This is a genomic window from Bacillus sp. J33 (genome assembly GCF_000518885.1).
Classification (GTDB): domain Bacteria; phylum Bacillota; class Bacilli; order Bacillales; family Cytobacillaceae; genus Cytobacillus.
In genome coordinates this window covers 1-17,121 of record NZ_JAEL01000066.1, presented here as the reverse complement: position 1 = coordinate 17,121, position 17,121 = coordinate 1, and the positions used below count along the sequence as shown (strand labels likewise).

At 43.7% G+C, this 17,121-nt stretch carries 16 protein-coding genes; 1 reads left to right on the top strand and 15 read right to left on the bottom strand.

Features of this window, described 5'->3' with window-relative positions; translation table 11 throughout:
- Nucleotides 1-619: 619 nt before the first annotated feature.
- Both L634_RS0117925 and L634_RS0117920 read right to left on the bottom strand, forming a co-directional pair.
- Nucleotides 620-1,225 carry a pyroglutamyl-peptidase I gene (locus L634_RS0117925; protein WP_026583646.1) on the bottom strand — a complete coding sequence of 202 codons (606 nt, stop codon included), beginning with the start codon at nucleotides 1,223-1,225 and terminating at the stop codon, nucleotides 620-622.
- Between the two features lie 137 nt (nucleotides 1,226-1,362).
- Nucleotides 1,363-2,331, bottom strand: coding sequence for a M23 family metallopeptidase (locus L634_RS0117920; protein ID WP_026583645.1), 969 nt, complete (start codon nucleotides 2,329-2,331; stop codon nucleotides 1,363-1,365).
- Between the two features lie 143 nt (nucleotides 2,332-2,474).
- On the opposite strand from L634_RS0117920, the gene L634_RS0117915 reads away from it, so the two are divergent.
- Complete coding sequence (locus tag L634_RS0117915; protein ID WP_026583644.1) at nucleotides 2,475-2,897, top strand: VanZ family protein; 423 nt, start codon at nucleotides 2,475-2,477, stop codon at nucleotides 2,895-2,897.
- 174 nt (nucleotides 2,898-3,071) lie between these two features.
- Here L634_RS0117915 and spoIID read toward each other — a convergent pair whose 3' ends face one another.
- From spoIID to L634_RS0117845, 13 genes are all read right to left on the bottom strand, one after another.
- Nucleotides 3,072-4,103, bottom strand: a complete 1,032-nt coding sequence (spoIID, locus tag L634_RS0117910) for a stage II sporulation protein D (protein ID WP_026583643.1) — start codon at nucleotides 4,101-4,103, stop codon at nucleotides 3,072-3,074.
- Nucleotides 4,104-4,637: 534 nt separating this feature from the next.
- A complete protein-coding gene (gene murA / locus L634_RS0117905; protein ID WP_026583642.1) occupies nucleotides 4,638-5,951 on the bottom strand; it encodes a UDP-N-acetylglucosamine 1-carboxyvinyltransferase in 1,314 nt (437 codons plus the stop codon).
- 33 nt (nucleotides 5,952-5,984) lie between these two features.
- Nucleotides 5,985-6,728 carry a YwmB family TATA-box binding protein gene (locus L634_RS0117900; RefSeq protein ID WP_026583641.1) on the bottom strand — a complete coding sequence of 248 codons (744 nt, stop codon included), beginning with the start codon at nucleotides 6,726-6,728 and terminating at the stop codon, nucleotides 5,985-5,987.
- 294 nt (nucleotides 6,729-7,022) lie between these two features.
- Nucleotides 7,023-7,280 carry a DUF1146 family protein gene (locus L634_RS0117895; RefSeq protein ID WP_026583640.1) on the bottom strand — a complete coding sequence of 86 codons (258 nt, stop codon included), beginning with the start codon at nucleotides 7,278-7,280 and terminating at the stop codon, nucleotides 7,023-7,025.
- 407 nt (nucleotides 7,281-7,687) lie between these two features.
- Nucleotides 7,688-9,202: an NADH-quinone oxidoreductase subunit NuoN gene (gene nuoN, locus L634_RS0117885; protein ID WP_026583639.1), complete on the bottom strand. Its 1,515-nt coding sequence runs from the start codon at nucleotides 9,200-9,202 to the stop codon at nucleotides 7,688-7,690.
- Nucleotides 9,203-9,208: 6 nt separating this feature from the next.
- Nucleotides 9,209-10,726: an NADH-quinone oxidoreductase subunit M gene (locus tag L634_RS0117880; protein WP_026583638.1), complete on the bottom strand. Its 1,518-nt coding sequence runs from the start codon at nucleotides 10,724-10,726 to the stop codon at nucleotides 9,209-9,211.
- Nucleotides 10,723-12,591, bottom strand: coding sequence for an NADH-quinone oxidoreductase subunit L (gene nuoL, locus L634_RS0117875; RefSeq protein ID WP_026583637.1), 1,869 nt, complete (start codon nucleotides 12,589-12,591; stop codon nucleotides 10,723-10,725). Before nuoL ends, L634_RS0117880 begins: the two co-directional genes overlap by 4 nt.
- Nucleotides 12,592-12,755: 164 nt before the next feature.
- A complete protein-coding gene (gene nuoK / locus L634_RS0117870) occupies nucleotides 12,756-13,070 on the bottom strand; it encodes an NADH-quinone oxidoreductase subunit NuoK (RefSeq protein WP_026583636.1) in 315 nt (104 codons plus the stop codon).
- The gene (locus L634_RS0117865) at nucleotides 13,067-13,588 is read right to left on the bottom strand and encodes an NADH-quinone oxidoreductase subunit J (protein ID WP_026583635.1); all 522 of its coding nucleotides are present in this window, start codon (nucleotides 13,586-13,588) and stop codon (nucleotides 13,067-13,069) included. The genes nuoK and L634_RS0117865 overlap by 4 nt, the downstream gene beginning before the upstream one ends.
- A complete protein-coding gene (gene nuoI / locus L634_RS0117860; protein WP_026583634.1) occupies nucleotides 13,585-14,004 on the bottom strand; it encodes an NADH-quinone oxidoreductase subunit NuoI in 420 nt (139 codons plus the stop codon). The genes L634_RS0117865 and nuoI overlap by 4 nt, the downstream gene beginning before the upstream one ends.
- Before the next feature lie 58 nt (nucleotides 14,005-14,062).
- Nucleotides 14,063-15,070 (bottom strand): NADH-quinone oxidoreductase subunit NuoH, encoded by a 1,008-nt coding sequence (gene nuoH, locus L634_RS0117855; RefSeq protein ID WP_026583633.1) that lies wholly within the window; start codon nucleotides 15,068-15,070, stop codon nucleotides 14,063-14,065.
- The gene (locus tag L634_RS0117850) at nucleotides 15,070-16,170 is read right to left on the bottom strand and encodes an NADH-quinone oxidoreductase subunit D (RefSeq protein WP_026583632.1); all 1,101 of its coding nucleotides are present in this window, start codon (nucleotides 16,168-16,170) and stop codon (nucleotides 15,070-15,072) included. The genes nuoH and L634_RS0117850 overlap by 1 nt, the downstream gene beginning before the upstream one ends.
- A gap of 3 nt (nucleotides 16,171-16,173) precedes the next feature.
- The coding region (locus tag L634_RS0117845) for an NADH-quinone oxidoreductase subunit C (protein WP_026583631.1) at nucleotides 16,174-17,121 on the bottom strand (948 nt) is incomplete at its 5' end.

Sequence of the window (17,121 nt, the reverse complement as noted above, 5' to 3'; positions counted from 1 at the left end):
CTTCATTATGTACAAAAATTAATTCCAGGTCAAGTACATGCTGTAAATATATTTATTTTTTTTTGTAAAAATTCATACTAGGAGGCTTTAAGCATTGGCAGGCATGGTTTTTACAATGTTATGCATCCTTTTCATCATTTATAAGCCTTTAGGGTATTAGAGGAAAACACTATAGCGGTAATAACAACCTAATTGTAAATTATTATAGCGATAGTTTAATTTAACAGAACAAAAGCGGAAGCGCCTTGCCATAGGAACTTCAGCTAAAAACCGCCACGTCCTGTGGCGAACGCAGAAGCCAGCACATCCTGTGCAAGTCCGACAGGCATAAGACGAATCACGCAGGAAACCTCCCAAAGCTCGCTTTGGTCGGGCGATGTATCGCTGCCGAAGCCTTCCTTGTCCTGATTTCTGGAGTGATTTGGCTTATGACCCGAGCTGCTCGAAGCATCATTCTCCGAATCATGCTCCTCGCAAGATATTCAAGGGAGCCTATACGGGATGAAAACTGGCTAGGCGCTGGAGCTAGATGCAGACAACTTTTCACAAAGTTGTTCAACTGATTGGATTTTATAATTTCCTAACCAAACGAGAAAAGGAGCCAGGTACATTTGGCTCCTCAATCTAGTACTTCTATTATTATTGTGATTGCCTTCAGCAAATCCGCATCAGACCAGCTTGCCATGCTCTTTTTGCTGGCAGCTGCCAAAGCATGGGAAGCAGGAATATGCACAAAACCTGCAGGTATGTTTCTGCCTGCTGCCTTTAATTCATGAAGAACTGAATACATGACATTATTGCATAAATAGGTTCCCGCTGTATTGGAGATGGAGGATGGATAGCCTGACTCTTTTAGGCTATTAACCATTCTGCGGATTGGAAGAGTTGAAAAATATCCATCGGGGCCATTTTCCTCTATGCGTTTATCCTCTGGGCTGAACCCGCTATTATCCGGTTCCCCGTCCTGGCAGTTAATAGCAATTCTTTCAGGCGTAATAGCCGTACGCCCCGCAGCAAGCCCTAAAGAAATAACCGCATCCGGCTTTTCCGAAGCAGCGGCTTCTACTATTTTCTTAGGTCCCTGCTCAAAATCTACTGGTAAATGAAGTCCTTTAATTTCATAGTTTCCAATCCTTTTTCCATCCAGCTCCTTCACAATGATTTCAGTAGGATTAATCGGATAGTCCAAAAAGGGTTCAAAACCCGTTAAAAGCAGCTTTTTCATATGTTCACGTCCCCCTGTATAACTTTTCGCCTATCGAAATATTATACAGGAATATGGCGGAATTGTCGAAATTTTACGAAGGGATGACTGCCCCCTAACATCAAAAAGAGCCCGCCAATCTGGCGGACTCCATCATATTATGCGTCAGTTGATTCAGTTGTGTCTTCTTCAACCTGGTCGTCAGTTTGACCTTCGTCTTCAGAAGTTCCAGCTGGATCTTCTTCTGTATCAGTTGACTCGTCTTCTTCCGTGTTTCCGGCATTTTCATCAGTAGTTCCAGATTCTTCAGCAGAACCTTCTTCTTCTGTTTTGCCAGAATCCTCCGCAGACTCGTCCTCAGAAGGAGCAGCTTCATCGTTTTCTTCCGTTGCACCGCTGTTATCAGCAGCATCTTTTTGATCAGTTGTGTCTAACTCCTGTAAAGCGCTAAGCGGCTTATTGAAGTAATCAAGCGGATTGACAGGCAGTCCATCTTTGCGGATTTCAAAGTGCACGTGAACGCCTGCTTCTTCATTAAACAAGCTTTCGCCTGCTTTAGCAAGGACATCACCTTGTTCTACCTGGTCGCCAACCTTAACATTCATCTCTGTAACAGATTGATATTGTGTTACAATTCCTTTGTCATGCTCAACTTCAATGACATTGCCCAACAGTGCATCTTCTTCAACCTTAGTAACTTTTCCGCTTAATGCAGCAAGTACATTAAACGTTTCTCCATCCTTTGTGGCAATATCAATACCCGTGTTCGGATGGTATGTGTTATTGTAAAATACTAGAGCAGCTTCCTGTTCTTCCGGTTTGCCGTCATAGTCATAGAATTGTTTTTGAATGACAGCTGAATCTGGATCTTTAACAGGCATTACAAAGTTTTCCATAGCACGGTTAACTTCCAATGCTGGCTCATCGTACTTCTTTCCGGTAATATCAGTGGCTTCGTAGTCGTAGCTGTCTGTGTCTGTAGCGTTGTCGCTGCTTTGGTACCAAAGAACACCGGTTAGAATGATTGCTGCACTTGCAATGTAGATAGCTGGGAATGCCCACCGCTTTTTCATAAAGCGTTTAAAGCTGGAATTTTGAGAAGACTGTTTCTTTTCTTCCTCTCTCATTTATCATCACCTCAGCAATCAGTCTGAACAGATTGAGAGGATTATATACATTTCTCAAAAAAAATTTTTTGGTTTTATTTTTCGACAAAGGTTTTATGATTATGCATGATATGAGAAAAAATTTTTAAAGGAGTTTTTCGGATATGCTTAAGTGGATCATTAGGGTTCTTCCCTTCTTCTATATGGCGCTGATCTGGATCCTTTCCGGCTTGCCTCATAATGCGGTTGTAGAACTGCCCGATTCTGCAGTTGACCGGTTTTTTAAAGAATCCCTGCATCTTGTAGAGTTTGGCATTTTATACGTTCTTCTGGTTTTGGCAGGCTTGACTGCCGGCAAGCTGACACCATCTGCAAACTTCCTGCTGGCTGCCTTTGCCTGCTTTTACGGGATCCTGGATGAAATTCATCAGTCTTTCGTTCCTTATCGCTCTGCCACCCTTATCGACGCTGTAAAAGACATTACAGGCGTTTTGGTGTGCTGGTACTTCATTAGCCGCGCCCTTTTCCATGGCCGGTTTAAAAAGCTTGCTTCTATTCTTTCTTTTTTTAAGGCCCTTTTCTCCTAAATTGTTGTTTTACTTATAATTTCTGCGTTGATTTCCGCTACGGGCACTCATGCTTTCCCGCGGGGAGGAACGAGAGCCTCCTCAGCCCGAAAAGCAAAAAGCCTACGAAAACAGCCTTTTTTAAAAGGACAAATAAAAGAAGGCTGATTCTGCGATAGAACCAGCCTCTTTCTGCTATTTTTTCGCCGTAATTTTAGTGAGCAGCTGATCAGATGCTGCAATCTCCACACCTTGATAGTAATGTGAGACAATTTCTTTATAATCCTTCCCCTCAGCTGCCATTCCATTTGCGCCATATTGGCTCATGCCGACTCCATGGCCGTAGCCTTGGGTATTGATAATAATGTTATCGCCCTTGCGTTCCCAGGTAAAGTCTGTCGATTTCAAACCAAGCTTCTCCCTGATGTCCTGTCCGCTAACGGTTTTTCCATTAATATCTACCTTGGCAACCCGCTGTCCGGCTGTACGCTCGGTTACAGTGCCAATCGTGCTATCGTTAGGAAGCTTCACACCCAATTTCTTTTCGAACTCCTGAACTGTGAATACTTCTCTTCCGTTAAATTTCGGTGACTGCAGATCCCATTTGCTTTCCACACTCTTTAGATATGGAACAGAATTTGACCAGATGGCCTCGGAATTCTCTGTAAAGCCATTGCTTGTGGAAAAAAAGGAAGCCGTAATCGGTGAGCCGTCAAAAGTGAGGATTTGCCCTCGGGTTTCGGTGACTGCTTCTCTGACCTTTTCGATTTTCCACTTGTAATCAGATCCCCAAATTTGCTTGAGTTCATTTTCATTTTTATAAACCTGATGAACGACTGTATCATATACTAAGGCTCCTTCAGGCAGATCTGCTTTATTCTCATTCAGCATTTGTTCAACAATAAAAGTCCTTGCTGCAAGTGCCTGTGCCTTCAATGCTTCTTTTTCAAATTCAGCCGGCATTTCCGATGCAACAACTCCGACAATATAGTCCTCCAGCGGAACGGTCTCCAGCTTTTTTTGTGCAAGGCGATAGACACCTACCTCTATGGCAGGCCCTTGCGGAATTTCTGCGGCCGTCTCTTTTTTAGTCTCCTGTTTTAGCTCCTCCCCAAGCTTCCCGCTCACTTTCCCTTCTGTAAAAGGAATCACAAGCAGCGCCGGAATCACAAGAGTGACGGCAAACAACAATGCGGCTAGTACGATGAAAGGTTTGAATTTTGTCATGTTTTAAGCCTCCATAGCGAAAAAATAATTCTAACTCACTTCATATTTATGGCTATGGACAAGCTAATATGACAACAGAATGAATCGATATAAAAAACAGTTTGAATGATCTGAAGTTCAGTCTTACACATTATCTAGCATATTTCTGATTTTATCTTACAGATTTTGAACTTAATCTAACAGAATTCCGGATTTATCTAGCAAAATCCGAAATATATCTAACATTACACACAATTTCCGGCGCACAACTCGACTTGGTGTGCGTCACTTTTCATTTATATGCGTCACTTTATACTATTACGGCACTGCTTTTAAAATTTATGCGTCACTTTGCTTCATTTTTGCGCCATTTTTCAAATATATGCACCACTCCGCGCCAGATCAGCTGTACCGGGTCAATCAACTCCAAAATAAATTAAAAACCGCAGAATCGATTTGTCAGTCATCTGACAGCTCGATTCTGCGGTTTCATTTAGGAATGCACGCAAGGCGACTATTTTCGACGACATCAATGGCCGCCTTGATTGGCATTTCTTATGCGTTCATGTCAGAAACATAGCTTGTTTCTTCAGCTGGTGTTTCTTCCGCTACTGTAATGCGTTCGATATCAGCGCCTAAAGCAGCAAGCTTTTCATGGAAGTTTACGTATCCGCGGTCTAGATGCTTAAGCTCTGTTACGCGCGTTACGCCGTCTGCAACCAATCCAGTCAGGATTAGTGCCGCAGCTGCACGAAGGTCTGTAGCAGCCACTTCTGCGCCCTGCAGGTTGCATGGTCCGTTCATGATTACTGAACGTCCTTCAATTTTAATATCAGCGTTCATACGGCGGAACTCTTCCACGTGCATGAAGCGGTTTTCAAATACGGTTTCCGTAATCACACTTGTTCCTTGTGCATGAAGCAAAAGGGCCATCATTTGTGATTGCATATCTGTAGGGAACCCTGGGTGAGGCATTGTTTTAATATCAACTGCCTTCAGCTTATCTGGACCCAATACGCGAATTCCTTCAGCTTCTTCAATGAACGTCACACCCATTTCTTCCATCTTCGCGATTAAAGAAGTAGAGTGCTCAGGAACAGCGCCTTTTACAAGAACGTCTCCGCCTGTAATGGCTGCTGCCACCATGAAGGTTCCTGCTTCAATACGATCAGGAATGATGTTGTGCTCTGCACCAAACAGAACGTCCACACCTTCAATGCGGATTGTTCCAGTTCCTGCGCCTTTAACCTTGGCACCCATCTTGTTAAGGAAGTTAGCCAAATCAACAATCTCAGGTTCCTTCGCTACGTTTTCCAAAATGGTTGTACCTTTGGCCAATGTTGCAGCCATCATTATATTTTCCGTAGCGCCTACGCTAGGGAAATCTAGATATATTTTTGCTCCTTGCAAGCGGCCTTCTGGTGCTTCCGCTTCAATAAAGCCATTGCCAACCTTTACTTTTGCACCCATCGCTTCAAAGCCTTTTAAATGCTGATCGATTGGGCGGGAACCAATTGCGCATCCCCCAGGCAATGCCACACGGGCACGGCCATTTCTTGCTAATAAAGATCCCATGACTAATACTGAAGCACGCATTTTACGTACATATTCAAAAGGTGCTTCTACCTTCAACTCTCGAGATGCATTTACTTTTACTGTATTATTTTCAAACTCCACTTCGGCGTTTAAATAGCGTAATACTTCATTAATAGTATATACATCGGAGAGTGTTGGGACATCACGAATTACGCTTTTGCCATCACTTGCTAACAGTGTTGCGGCGATAACCGGTAAGACAGCGTTTTTTGCTCCTTCTACTTTGACAGTACCGCTTAACCTATTTCCGCCGCGGACGATGATTTTATCCAAAGTGTATTCCCCTCCGCGTCCAATTTCTCTATATTAATATTCAATCGTTATGATGGGTGTGCCAATAACTATGTTTGTCTTGGCGCCCATTCCTTTAGTCCGTAATCCAAGCTGCATGTTCATATCCTTGCCATTCGTCTCAATGGATTCACCAAAAAGCGGTGAATGTGCTGATGTTGAAATGAATTGGTCTTCTTTTAGCGCTTCTATTTCTGTTGCATTAAAAGCTGCCAATAATTGATTTACAGTATCAGGCAAAGACTTTTTAATCTTACCACTGAATTCGCCCTGGATACAAGAGAAAATTGTGGCATTTCCACGAAAAATGTCAGAAATTTTGCTGTTAAGAGCTGCAGCCAGATTCTGTTGATCTTTCTCCCACCCTTGACCTTTGGCCTCATAAATTACATACGTTTGAACTTGACCTTTTGTGAGGGTCGATAAAATTTTGACAGCCTCTGACCGAGTGTCGCTATCTTCTTTAACAGCTATTGCTTCCCAGGACTTTTCCGTTTTTTGAAAACTCCATTCCCAATCAGGATATTTCTTTTGCAATTCTTCTGTGAATGCTTTTGCTTCCTGAATGCTTTGAACATTTTCCATTTTTTCTCTTGCATGCAAAGACCATTCTTTGATTAAAATGTTCTCGTCCTGCATTACTGAGGCCATCGTCAGCAGGTCAAGCTCCCCTTTGGCTACAGTCGTCTTATTCCCAATGTTTATTAACATGAAACCAATTATGCCAATAATCGATAAAAATAATGCTAAATTTTTCATCTTTAAACCCCTCCCCTTAGTACCATTGTTACCAAGGAAACGAGGAGCATACTTGGGAATTGTCGTCACTTTTTGACAAGCCAGAAATGGAGTTTTTACCTCTGTTGCAAATGCCTTTTTTTGCCTCTTTGTGCATACTTTGAAAAAAACTTCACAATATCGTATGTATGCATGAAACAAGCAACAACAAGATTTTACTTAAAAATTTCCAAAATGAAAACATGTATGAAGACCTATATTTATAAAATTTTCAGCCTTGCTTGCTGTTTCCAGTTCTAAATTCAACAGTGAGCATTAATATAGCGAAAAATTTATATTCTGCAAAATAAGCGGCAGCTGCTGGGACCATAGAAGATAATCGAGAAAGAAATTGCTGACTGTTGATCCGATGACAATAGATAACAAAACATACAGAACCCGGGCCTGAAAAACATGATTTGCCCGTAAAAGAGTTTCAAACCTTAAAGCCTGAAGCGCCCACCAGGCCAGCGCAATGAAAACCAGATGAGACATAATGCTAATCAACGCCTGCTGCCCAAATCCTGAAATCATCTTCTTCCCTCCCTAAAAAATCTTACTACCTTGCTTACCTGTTTTGTGCGCTACAATACCATTTGACGTTTATACTAGCAGGTAAGTTTCATGATTGGTTATTTTTTGAAAATTAAGTTTTCGCTATTTTTTGCGGTCCATATAAACATTATAGCGAATTTTTTCTTTTTGTCGAAAAAACACGAAGAAAGAAATATGTAAATAGTTGGAGCCTAAAACGAAATAAGAAGGGGAATGTCCCCTTCTTATTGTTATATAACCCTATTTTTTAGGCTTCTTTCTTATAAATTGTTGTTTTACTTATTAATTCAGCCCGTTGGTTTATCTTAGTCAGCTGCCGATAAGCAACAAACTTTACGAAAACAGCAATTCTTTAATGCCCTTTTACATCCCCATTAAAAGGCTAATTACTGAAAGAAATCAGTGAACTGATTGAAATTTCCCTGCAGGAAATCAAATGCAATATTTGGCGCTACTCCAAACAGGATGGTAGCCACAATACTAATGCTGATGACAGCTTTCAAGGCTGCAGGAATTTTTACCTTCCCTGCCTCAGCTGCTGGCCTGAAGAACATTTGGACCATGACGCCGAAGTAGTAGAAGTATGAAACTACTGTAGTGGCAATCATAATGGATACCAGTACATAATGCCCTTCCTGCGGAACCAATGCACCCATAAAAATATTCAGCTTTCCAATAAACCCGGCTGTTCCCGGAATGCCTGCAAGCGAAAGCAGGAAGACCGCCATTGCAATCGCAAGGAACGGTGCACGGCGGTATAAGCCGGCAAACTGGCTGATATCGTCAGATCCCGATTTATGCGTCACATACTGGATAATGGCAAACGCCCCCAAGTTCATGAACAGGTAAGCGCCAAGGTAAAACCACAGTGTATCAAACATAAACAATGACATTGTGGCGATGACCACTAACAGGTATCCAGCCTGGGCAATACTTGAATAAGCAAACAGGCGCTTAATATTTCGCTGCCTTAAAGCTATCAGGTTACCAATAATCATCGTCGCTCCTGCCAGGAACGCTATGTAATCCTGAAGTGTCAGGATCATCGGTGTCCCCCCGGCATCACCCGATGGCGTATTGGCAAAGATTGAAAACAGGATACGCACAATCAATACGAAGCCTGCTGTTTTGGATACTACACTCAAGAAGGCTGTTACAGGTGTCGGTGCACCCTGGTAAACATCCGGAGCCCACATATGGAATGGGGCTGTTGCCAATTTAAATGAGAGTCCCGCCACAATCATGAAGAATGCAAGGCCAAGAAGATAAATATGCTGTTCATTGTAAACAGAAGTTAAAAATCCGGCCATGGCCTTTAAATTTGTAGTTCCTGTTAAACCATAAACATAACTCATGCCAAACAAAGTGATTGCCGTTGAAATACCCCCGTTAATGACATATTTCATAGCAGATTCGTTTGATTGGATATTTCTCTTTCTCATGCCTGCCAGAATGTAGGAGGAAATCGAAAGCAGTTCGAGACCGACAAACAGCGTAATTAAATCACCGCTTGATGACATCATCATCGCACCAAGCAATGCAGCCATAAACAGGTAGAAAAATTCCCCCCTGAATTCTTCCAGCCCCTCATTTGGCTCATAGCTGATGGCAATCAGCATAACCATTGCCGCTCCAATCAGCAGCAGCAGCTTAAAGGCCTTTGCAAAGGAATCCAGCCTAAAGGTATCAAATAAAATCGATTCTGTGCCATGCTCTACTAAACCCAATAAGGAAACAAGCGCGGCCAGAATTCCGGCAAAGCCAATCCAGCCGAGGATTTTGCGGCTTTGCGTTTTTGGCATAAATAAATCCAACAATGACAGAGCGGTTGCAACACCAAGGATGATGAACTCCGGCGCCATGATGCTCCATTCATATGATAACAATGTTTCAAGATCCATCCTTCATCACCCTCCTATCCCCAGCATGATCGTTTCAAGTGTAGATGTCAGCGGTTCGCTCAATACACTTGGATATACACCAATCAGTACAATTAATCCGACTAAAACCAGGACAGGCACAAACTCAAATTTTCTCATATCCGTAACTCCGGCAAAATCCCGATGCGCTTGGCCGTACGTAATTCCGAGTACCGCGCGCAGCAAGTAGACTGCTGTCATGATAATGCCGATTGCACCGACTGCAGCCAATACCGGCATTTCTTTGAAAAGGCCCAGGAAAGCCATGAATTCACTTACGAAACCAGACATTCCAGGCAAGCCAAGTGAAGCCATTGCTCCTGCAAGCAGGAAGCCTGCCGCAATCGGCATGCCTTTAGCCATGCCTCCCATGTTCTGAATGTTGGATGTTTGTACACGCTCATAAAACACACCAACAAGGAAGAATAATAGCGCGGCAATAAGTCCGTGTGAAACCACCTGGAAAATAGCCCCCTGAACACCTGCCTCATTTAATGCGCCCAATCCGATTAAGACGATTCCCATGTGGGAAATAGAAGAGTAGGCGAGCACCATTTTGAAATCAGTCTGCACGAATGCCAGGAAGGCTCCGTACAGTAAATTCACTACTCCGAGCACAGCAAGCAATGCGGAAAGGCTCTGGAATTGCTCGGGAAATATCCCCATTCCGAAACGGATTAAACCAAATGCACCTATTTTTAGAAGCACACCGGCATGCAGCATAACAATGGAAGGCGGTGCTTGAACGTGAACCCTTACCATCCAGCTGTGCAGCGGAAAAATGGGAAGCTTGATGCCAAATGCTATTAAAAGAGCAATCAGCATGCCCATTTTCATATTTTCAGTGATTGGCGCAACAAGCTGAGGATTGTCAGCATTCATTGCCGCCATCAAAGCATCAATATTCGATGTGCCTGTACGTGCAAACAGCACCATGATGACAATCAGCAGGACAGCAGAGCCAAGTCCGTTATAGATTAAAAAGCTGTACGCTGCATTTTCTTTTTCAAAGTAACCCCATTTTCCGATCAGGAAGAAGGTTGGTATGAGCGTTATTTCAAAGAAAATAAAGAATAGAATCAGGTTTTCAGCCGCAAACACGCCAAGCATGCCGACTTCAAGCAGCAGGAATAGCATAAAATAGCCTTTCCATTCTTTTTTAATATGAATGGAGGCAATGGCTGCGAGTGTTGATAATACAGCTGTAAGCACGATCATGATCAGCGAGAATCCATCAAGTCCCAGCTCGTAATCAATGGAGAAAAGGTTTCCCAGCTGATTGGAGTTTCCGAATTGAATCCAGGTGATCTTTTCATTCAGGTCTTCCAGGCTTACACCAGCCCTGTACTGAAAGTAAGCGATCAGCGACAATGCCAAAGCCGGAAGGGTGGCCAAAAATCCAACCATCTTAATCAATGATTCCTGTGTCTTTGGCAGAAACGATAATACTAAAATACCAACTAAAGGGGAGAAAACTAAGAGTGATAGAAAATATTCAAAGTTCATTTTAAGTACCCCCCTGTTACCGCATAGATGACAACCAAAATAGCGAGCCCGACAAAGGCAACCGTTCCATACGTCTGAATCTGGCCATTCTGGAATTTGGAGCCCAGTTTGCCAAGAGATGACGCAATGCCTGCTACTCCTTTAACAATTCCTTCAACAAAGAAGACTTCCAGGAACCGAAGGAAGGAGCTAATGAATTTAGCGCCATTAACAGCTGTCAGCTGATAAAACTCATCAATATAGTATTTGTTAAATAAAACACTGTACGAAAGCGGCAGTCTGCTTGAGAGCCAGTCACGAGACAGCGATCCCTTGCCGTACATCAGCCAGGCGAGGAATATACCCAGCAGGGACACAACTGTTGCCACAATCATTATCCAAGCTGGACCTTCAATATGGCCATGGCCAAATGAATGGTTTCCTTCTACTAGCCAATCGCCAAGGAACGTGCCGAACCATGGAGTATTTACATAACCGGCTCCTATTGCCAAGGCGCCAAGCACGATCATCGGCATGGTCATCACACTTGGAGACTCGCGGACATCTTTCATATCGCTTCTTGATTCTCCTGCAAAAACCATAAAGAATAGGCGGAACATATAAAATGCAGTGAAGAAAGCGGCAATCACTGCCAGCCAGAACAATCCTGTGTTTCCATGCGCCCAGGCGGCAATTAAGATTTCATCCTTACTGAAGAACCCTGAGAATAATGGCACACCGCTGATTGCGAGTGTCCCGATCAGGAATAGCGGACCGGTGATGCGGAGCTTTTTCCATAATCCGCCCATATGTTCAATGTTCTGTGTATGAACAGCATGAATGACACTTCCTGCTGCAAGGAATAGCAAGGCTTTGAAAAAAGCGTGTGTCATTAAATGGAACACACCTGCCACATATCCGGCAGATCCAAGTGCCAGCATCATGTACCCCAGCTGGCTGACGGTTGAATAAGCGAGAACCCGCTTAATATCTTTCTGCACCAAGCCAATGCTTGCTGCAAAAATGGCCGTGAAGGCACCAATTACTGCTACAGTCATCAGCGCTGTTTCACTTGCTGTAAAGAGCGGGAATAAAGCCGCCACTAGGTATACCCCTGCTGCAACCATTGTCGCAGCATGGATTAAAGCTGAAACAGGCGTTGGACCTTCCATCGCGTCCGGAAGCCATGTGTGCAGCGGGAACTGGCCGGATTTTCCGACTGCCCCAACGAAAATAAGAATGGCTGTTAATGTAATCATTGTGGCTGAGATGGAACCAGCCTCAACAGCAGCAAAAATTTCATCATATTCGAAACTGCCAACTTGCCAGAATAATAGAATCATTCCGATCAAAAGGCCGACATCGCCAATACGGGTCATAATAAATGCCTTTTTGGCTGCTGCCTTTGCTTCTTCTTTGTAAAAATAGAAACCGATCAGCAAGAATGATCCAAGCCCGACAAGCTCCCAGAAGATATAGGTTTGCAAGAGATTAGGCGAGATGACAAGGCCCAGCATCGCAAAGGTAAATAAGCCCAAATAAGCATAGAAAACAGGGAAACGGTCATCTCCGTTCATATAGCCTTTCGAATACGTATGTACCAAGAAACTGACGAGTGATACAATCACCAGCATGAGTGCATTTAACTGATTAACTTCAAAACCCGCTGTTAAGTGAACATCCCCTATGGTCAGCCAAACGCCCTCCGCCTTGTATGTAGGTGCTGCAAATCTTTCAAAAAGCACCCATAATGAATATACAAGCGAAGCTAAAGTAAACAAGATTCCTATATAAGCACTCGCTTCTTTAAGCCGTTTGCCGAATAGAATAAGGAACAAAAACGATAAAAGCGGGAAAAGCGGTATGATCCATGCATTCTCCATCATTATCACAATCCCCTTTTTTGAACACGCCCTAAAGCTTGGCAGTCCGAATTGCCGGCGTGTCAGATTGGGACCCTTTAAAAAAGGTCCTTTCAGGCTCTTCATTCAGCCTGTCTTTCTTTATCTTTAGCCGCGTTTGGCGGCATTTTCCGCAAAGTCATTAAACATTAGTGCTTCATCGTATCCATCTCATCAATATTAATGGTCTTTTTGTTACGATAAAGCGCAATCAAGATCGCTAAACCAACGGCTGCTTCTGCTGCAGCTACCGTTATGGCAAACAAGGCAAAGATTTGGCCTGTAATAGATGGCGCAATGCCATATTTGCTGAAGGCTACAAGATTAATATTTACCGCATTCAGCATCAATTCAATCGAAATCAAAACAATAACTGTATTTCGTTTGGTCAAAGCCCCATAAAGGCCGATACAGAATAGAATTAAAGCCAATGCCAGGTAGGCTTGAACCGGAACTGCACTCATTCCTTCTCCGCCTCCTTCTCATCGTCTCTTTTTGCCAAAACAATTGAACCAACCAGAACTACCAGCAATAAGACAGAGGTCAATTCAAATGGAATAATGAATTTTGAATAAAGCTCTACCCCAATCTGTTCTGTATTATTTACATGAAGGTCACTTGGCGTTTGCGGAATATCAAGGTTATAGATTCCGATATATACAGCAAAGGCGAAGCCCAACACTCCCAGAAATAATAATAGTTTCCGCCAGCGGCCCGCTTTTGGCTCGCTTGTGTCGTTATGGCGTGTGAGCATAATTCCAAACAGCATAATAATGGTAATCGCACCGGAATAGATAAGTATCTGCACAGCGGCTACGAACTCAGCCGATAGGAGGACATATATTCCAGCTATGCTTACAAAGGTAAAAACAAGTGCGACAACCATATGCACCACTTTGGAAAGGTTCAATAAAAGCACGCCGCCGATGACCGCTACTAAAGCAAGAGACATAAACGCTAAAAACTCACCTGAAAACGTCATGCTTTATTCACCTTCCGTATATTCTCGTCATTTTCATCAAGCCACTCGAGGTTCTTGAATAATTCATCACGGCTGTATTCAGCCAGTTCGAAGTTATTGGTCATAATAATCGCTTCCGTCGGACAAACCTCTGTGCATAAATCGCAAAGGATGCAAATTTCAAAGTTAATATCATAGGTATCGATGATTTTTCCCTTTTTAGAAGGATCAGGATGCTTCTTTCCTGTCAGCTGGATGCAATCCGTCGGGCAAATGTTTGCACACTGGTTGCATACGATACACTTTTCAGGATAAAACTTTTGGATTCCACGAAACCGGTCCGGAAGTGGAAGAGGTTCATTCGGATAGTCATACGTAACTTTTTTGCGCGCCAAGTTTTTTAGGGTATACGATAATCCTTTCGCTAAACCAAGCATGTTTTTCACCCCTTGTGCTTAAGAAATCCCCTTTAAAGAGGTCGTTGTTAAAACTTATTTAAAATATGTTCAGCCATTCCTTCAAGATCGCCGTTAAGAAAATATTAGCAAGTGCTACCGGCAGCAGAACCTTCCATCCAAACTCCATGAGCTGGTCTGCGCGCAGGCGAGGGAATGTCACACGGAACCAAACTAAAATAAAGATTACAACCGTAAATTTAAGTGCAAACCAGACTGCACCCGGAATGAAATCCAGGAACGGAAGCGGCAGCCATCCTCCAAGGAATAAAACAGTTGTCAGGGAAGCCATTGCAAAGAAATAAACGTATTCTGCAAGCATAAAGAACGCCCACCGGAAACCGGAGTATTCAACATGGAAACCGGCAACCAGTTCAGATTCGGCTTCAGGCAAGTCAAACGGAACACGGTTAAGCTCTGCTGTTGAAGCAATCAGGAATACAATGAAAGCAACTGGCTGCCAGATGATAAACCAGCCATTTTTTTGCGCTTCAACGATCTCATTTAGGTTTAAGCTTCCGGTTAAGAGGACAATGCCTAATACAGACATAACGAGCGGAATCTCGTAGGAAATCATCTGTGCAGCGGCACGCATTCCTCCAAGCAGGGCGTATTTATTGTTCGAGGCCCATGCCCCCGTTACGATCCCAACTGTTGTTAACCCAGAAATGGCAATGTAGTAAAGCAGCCCGACTCCAATATCCGCAAACTGCAGCTTATCTGTAAATGGAATCGTTGCAAGCACCATAAATGCCGGTGCAAATGCAATGACCGGTGCAAGAATAAACAGCGGCCTGTCAGCAAGCTTCGGAATCGTGTCTTCTTTTAATAGTAGCTTTAATACGTCCGCAACCGTTTGAAGCAAGCCCCAGCGGCCCCCAACCTGATTCGGCCCATGGCGAAGCTGCATAAATCCCATTACCTTTCGCTCCGCCAGAATCGCGTATGTAACAAAGCCTAAAACAACTAATAGTAAAACGGTGGCAAGCAAGAAGAAAATACCGAAATTCAGCAGACCGGCTTCGGAATATAAAAGTTCTTCTACCATTAACCGTCCACCTCCCCAAGGACAATATCAATTGCCCCTAAAATAGCAATCAAGTTTGCAATATTTTCACCTTCAAGCAGTTTAGGGAGAATTTGCAGATTATAGAATGATGGTCTTCGGAATTTTAAGCGGTAAGGCTCCTTTTTGCCATCACTCGCAATATAGCAGCCAATCTCTCCCCGTGGAGACTCGATCCTGACAAAAGCCTCTCCTTTTGGCGCTTTAATGATCTTCGGCACTTTTGCCAGAATATCTCCCTCAGAAGGAAATTGCTCAACTGCTTGTTCAAGAATCTTTAATGATTCTTCAATTTCCTTCATCCGCACGTGATAGCGGGACCATGCATCGCCGCCCTCCTGGACAGCAACGTCAAAATCGAATCGGTCATAGATAGAGTATGGCTCATCTTTGCGAAGATCCCATTTCACGCCTGTGCAGCGAAGATTGGCACCGCTTAGCGAGTAATTTAAGGCATCTTCTTTCGTATACTTCCCTACTCCTTTGACACGGTTCATAAAGATTTCATTTCCTGTTACAAGCTGATGGTATCCTTTTAGCTGTTCACGCATATACGGAACAAACTCTTTTACTTTTTCAATCCAGCCTTCTGGAGCATCCCATTTTACACCGCCGACACGCATGTAGTTAAACGTTAAGCGGCCTCCGGAAATCTCATTCAGCATATTAATAATCATTTCACGTTCTCTGAATGCATATAGGAATGGACTTGTTGCTCCAATATCAAGTAAATATGTACCCCACCATACCAGATGGCTGGCAATCCGGCCAAGTTCCATCGTAATAACCCGCAGATACTCGGCGCGCTCCGGAATTTTTAAATCCATCATCGTTTCAACTGCATGCACGAGTATATAGTTATTCGTCATGGCTGCCAGATAGTCCATTCTGTCTGTATAAGGGATAATTTGAGTGTATTGGAGGTTTTCAGCCAATTTTTCCGTTCCGCGGTGCAAATAGCCAATGACCGGTTTCGCTTCTTTGATAATCTCACCGTCGATTTTTAATACAAGGCGGAAAACACCGTGCGTACTTGGATGCTGAGGTCCAACATTTAATAGCATTTCTTCAGTTCGAAGCACTGGTTACACCTCCACATCATACGGTTCATAGTCTTTGCGCAGCGGATGGCCGATCCAATCATCCCCAAGCATGATCCTATATAAATTTGGATGGCCCTTGAATTTGATGCCCAGCAAATCAAATGCCTCGCACTCAGGCCAGTTGGCACCAGCCCATAGCGGCTGCAGGGAATCGATTTCCGGTTCATCCCGGCTGATTTTCACCTTCAGAGCAACTGATTGGCGATTTTTGTATGAGTACAGGTGAGCATACACTTCCATATGCGTTTCAAAATCGGTACCATGAAGCTCTGATAAATAATCAAAACCCAGCTGTTCATTATATTTAAGGAATTCTGCCAATTTATAATACGACGCGGCCTTCGCCACTAATGTCGGCACTTCCTTGGAAAGATTATTAATATAGTAATCTTCAAGAACATCACTGCCGAGATTTTTTTCTATTGCTTTTACATATTTATCAAGGTAAGGCTGGTTAACCGAAGGAGCCTTCTCTTCTTCAGGTTCTGCGGCTGCTTTGCTGCCAGCTGCTTTTGCTTTGGCTGCTGCCGCTGCGGCGGCCTTTGCCTTTGCTGCGGCAATTGCCTTCGCCTTCTCATCATCTCCACCAGCCCCGCCGGCTGCTGCCAATTTTGCTTTGGCTGCTGCGGCGGCTTTCGCCTTTGCTGCTGCAATCGCTTTCGCTTTTTCGTCATCTCCGCCGGCACTGCCTGCTTGCTTTGCCTGTGCGGCGGCTTTCGCCTTCGCTGCTGCTGCCGCTTTTGCTTTCGCCGCTGCAATTGCCTTCGCCTTCTCATCATCCCCTGCTTCGCCCGCTTGCTTTGCCTGGGCTGCAGCTTTTGCCTTCGCTGCTGCCGCAGCCTTTGCTTTTGCTGCAGCTGCTGCCTTTTGTTTAGCTAAGTCCATATCCTCTGCTGGAGATTCTTCCTTTGCTTCTCCCTGCTCTTTCGC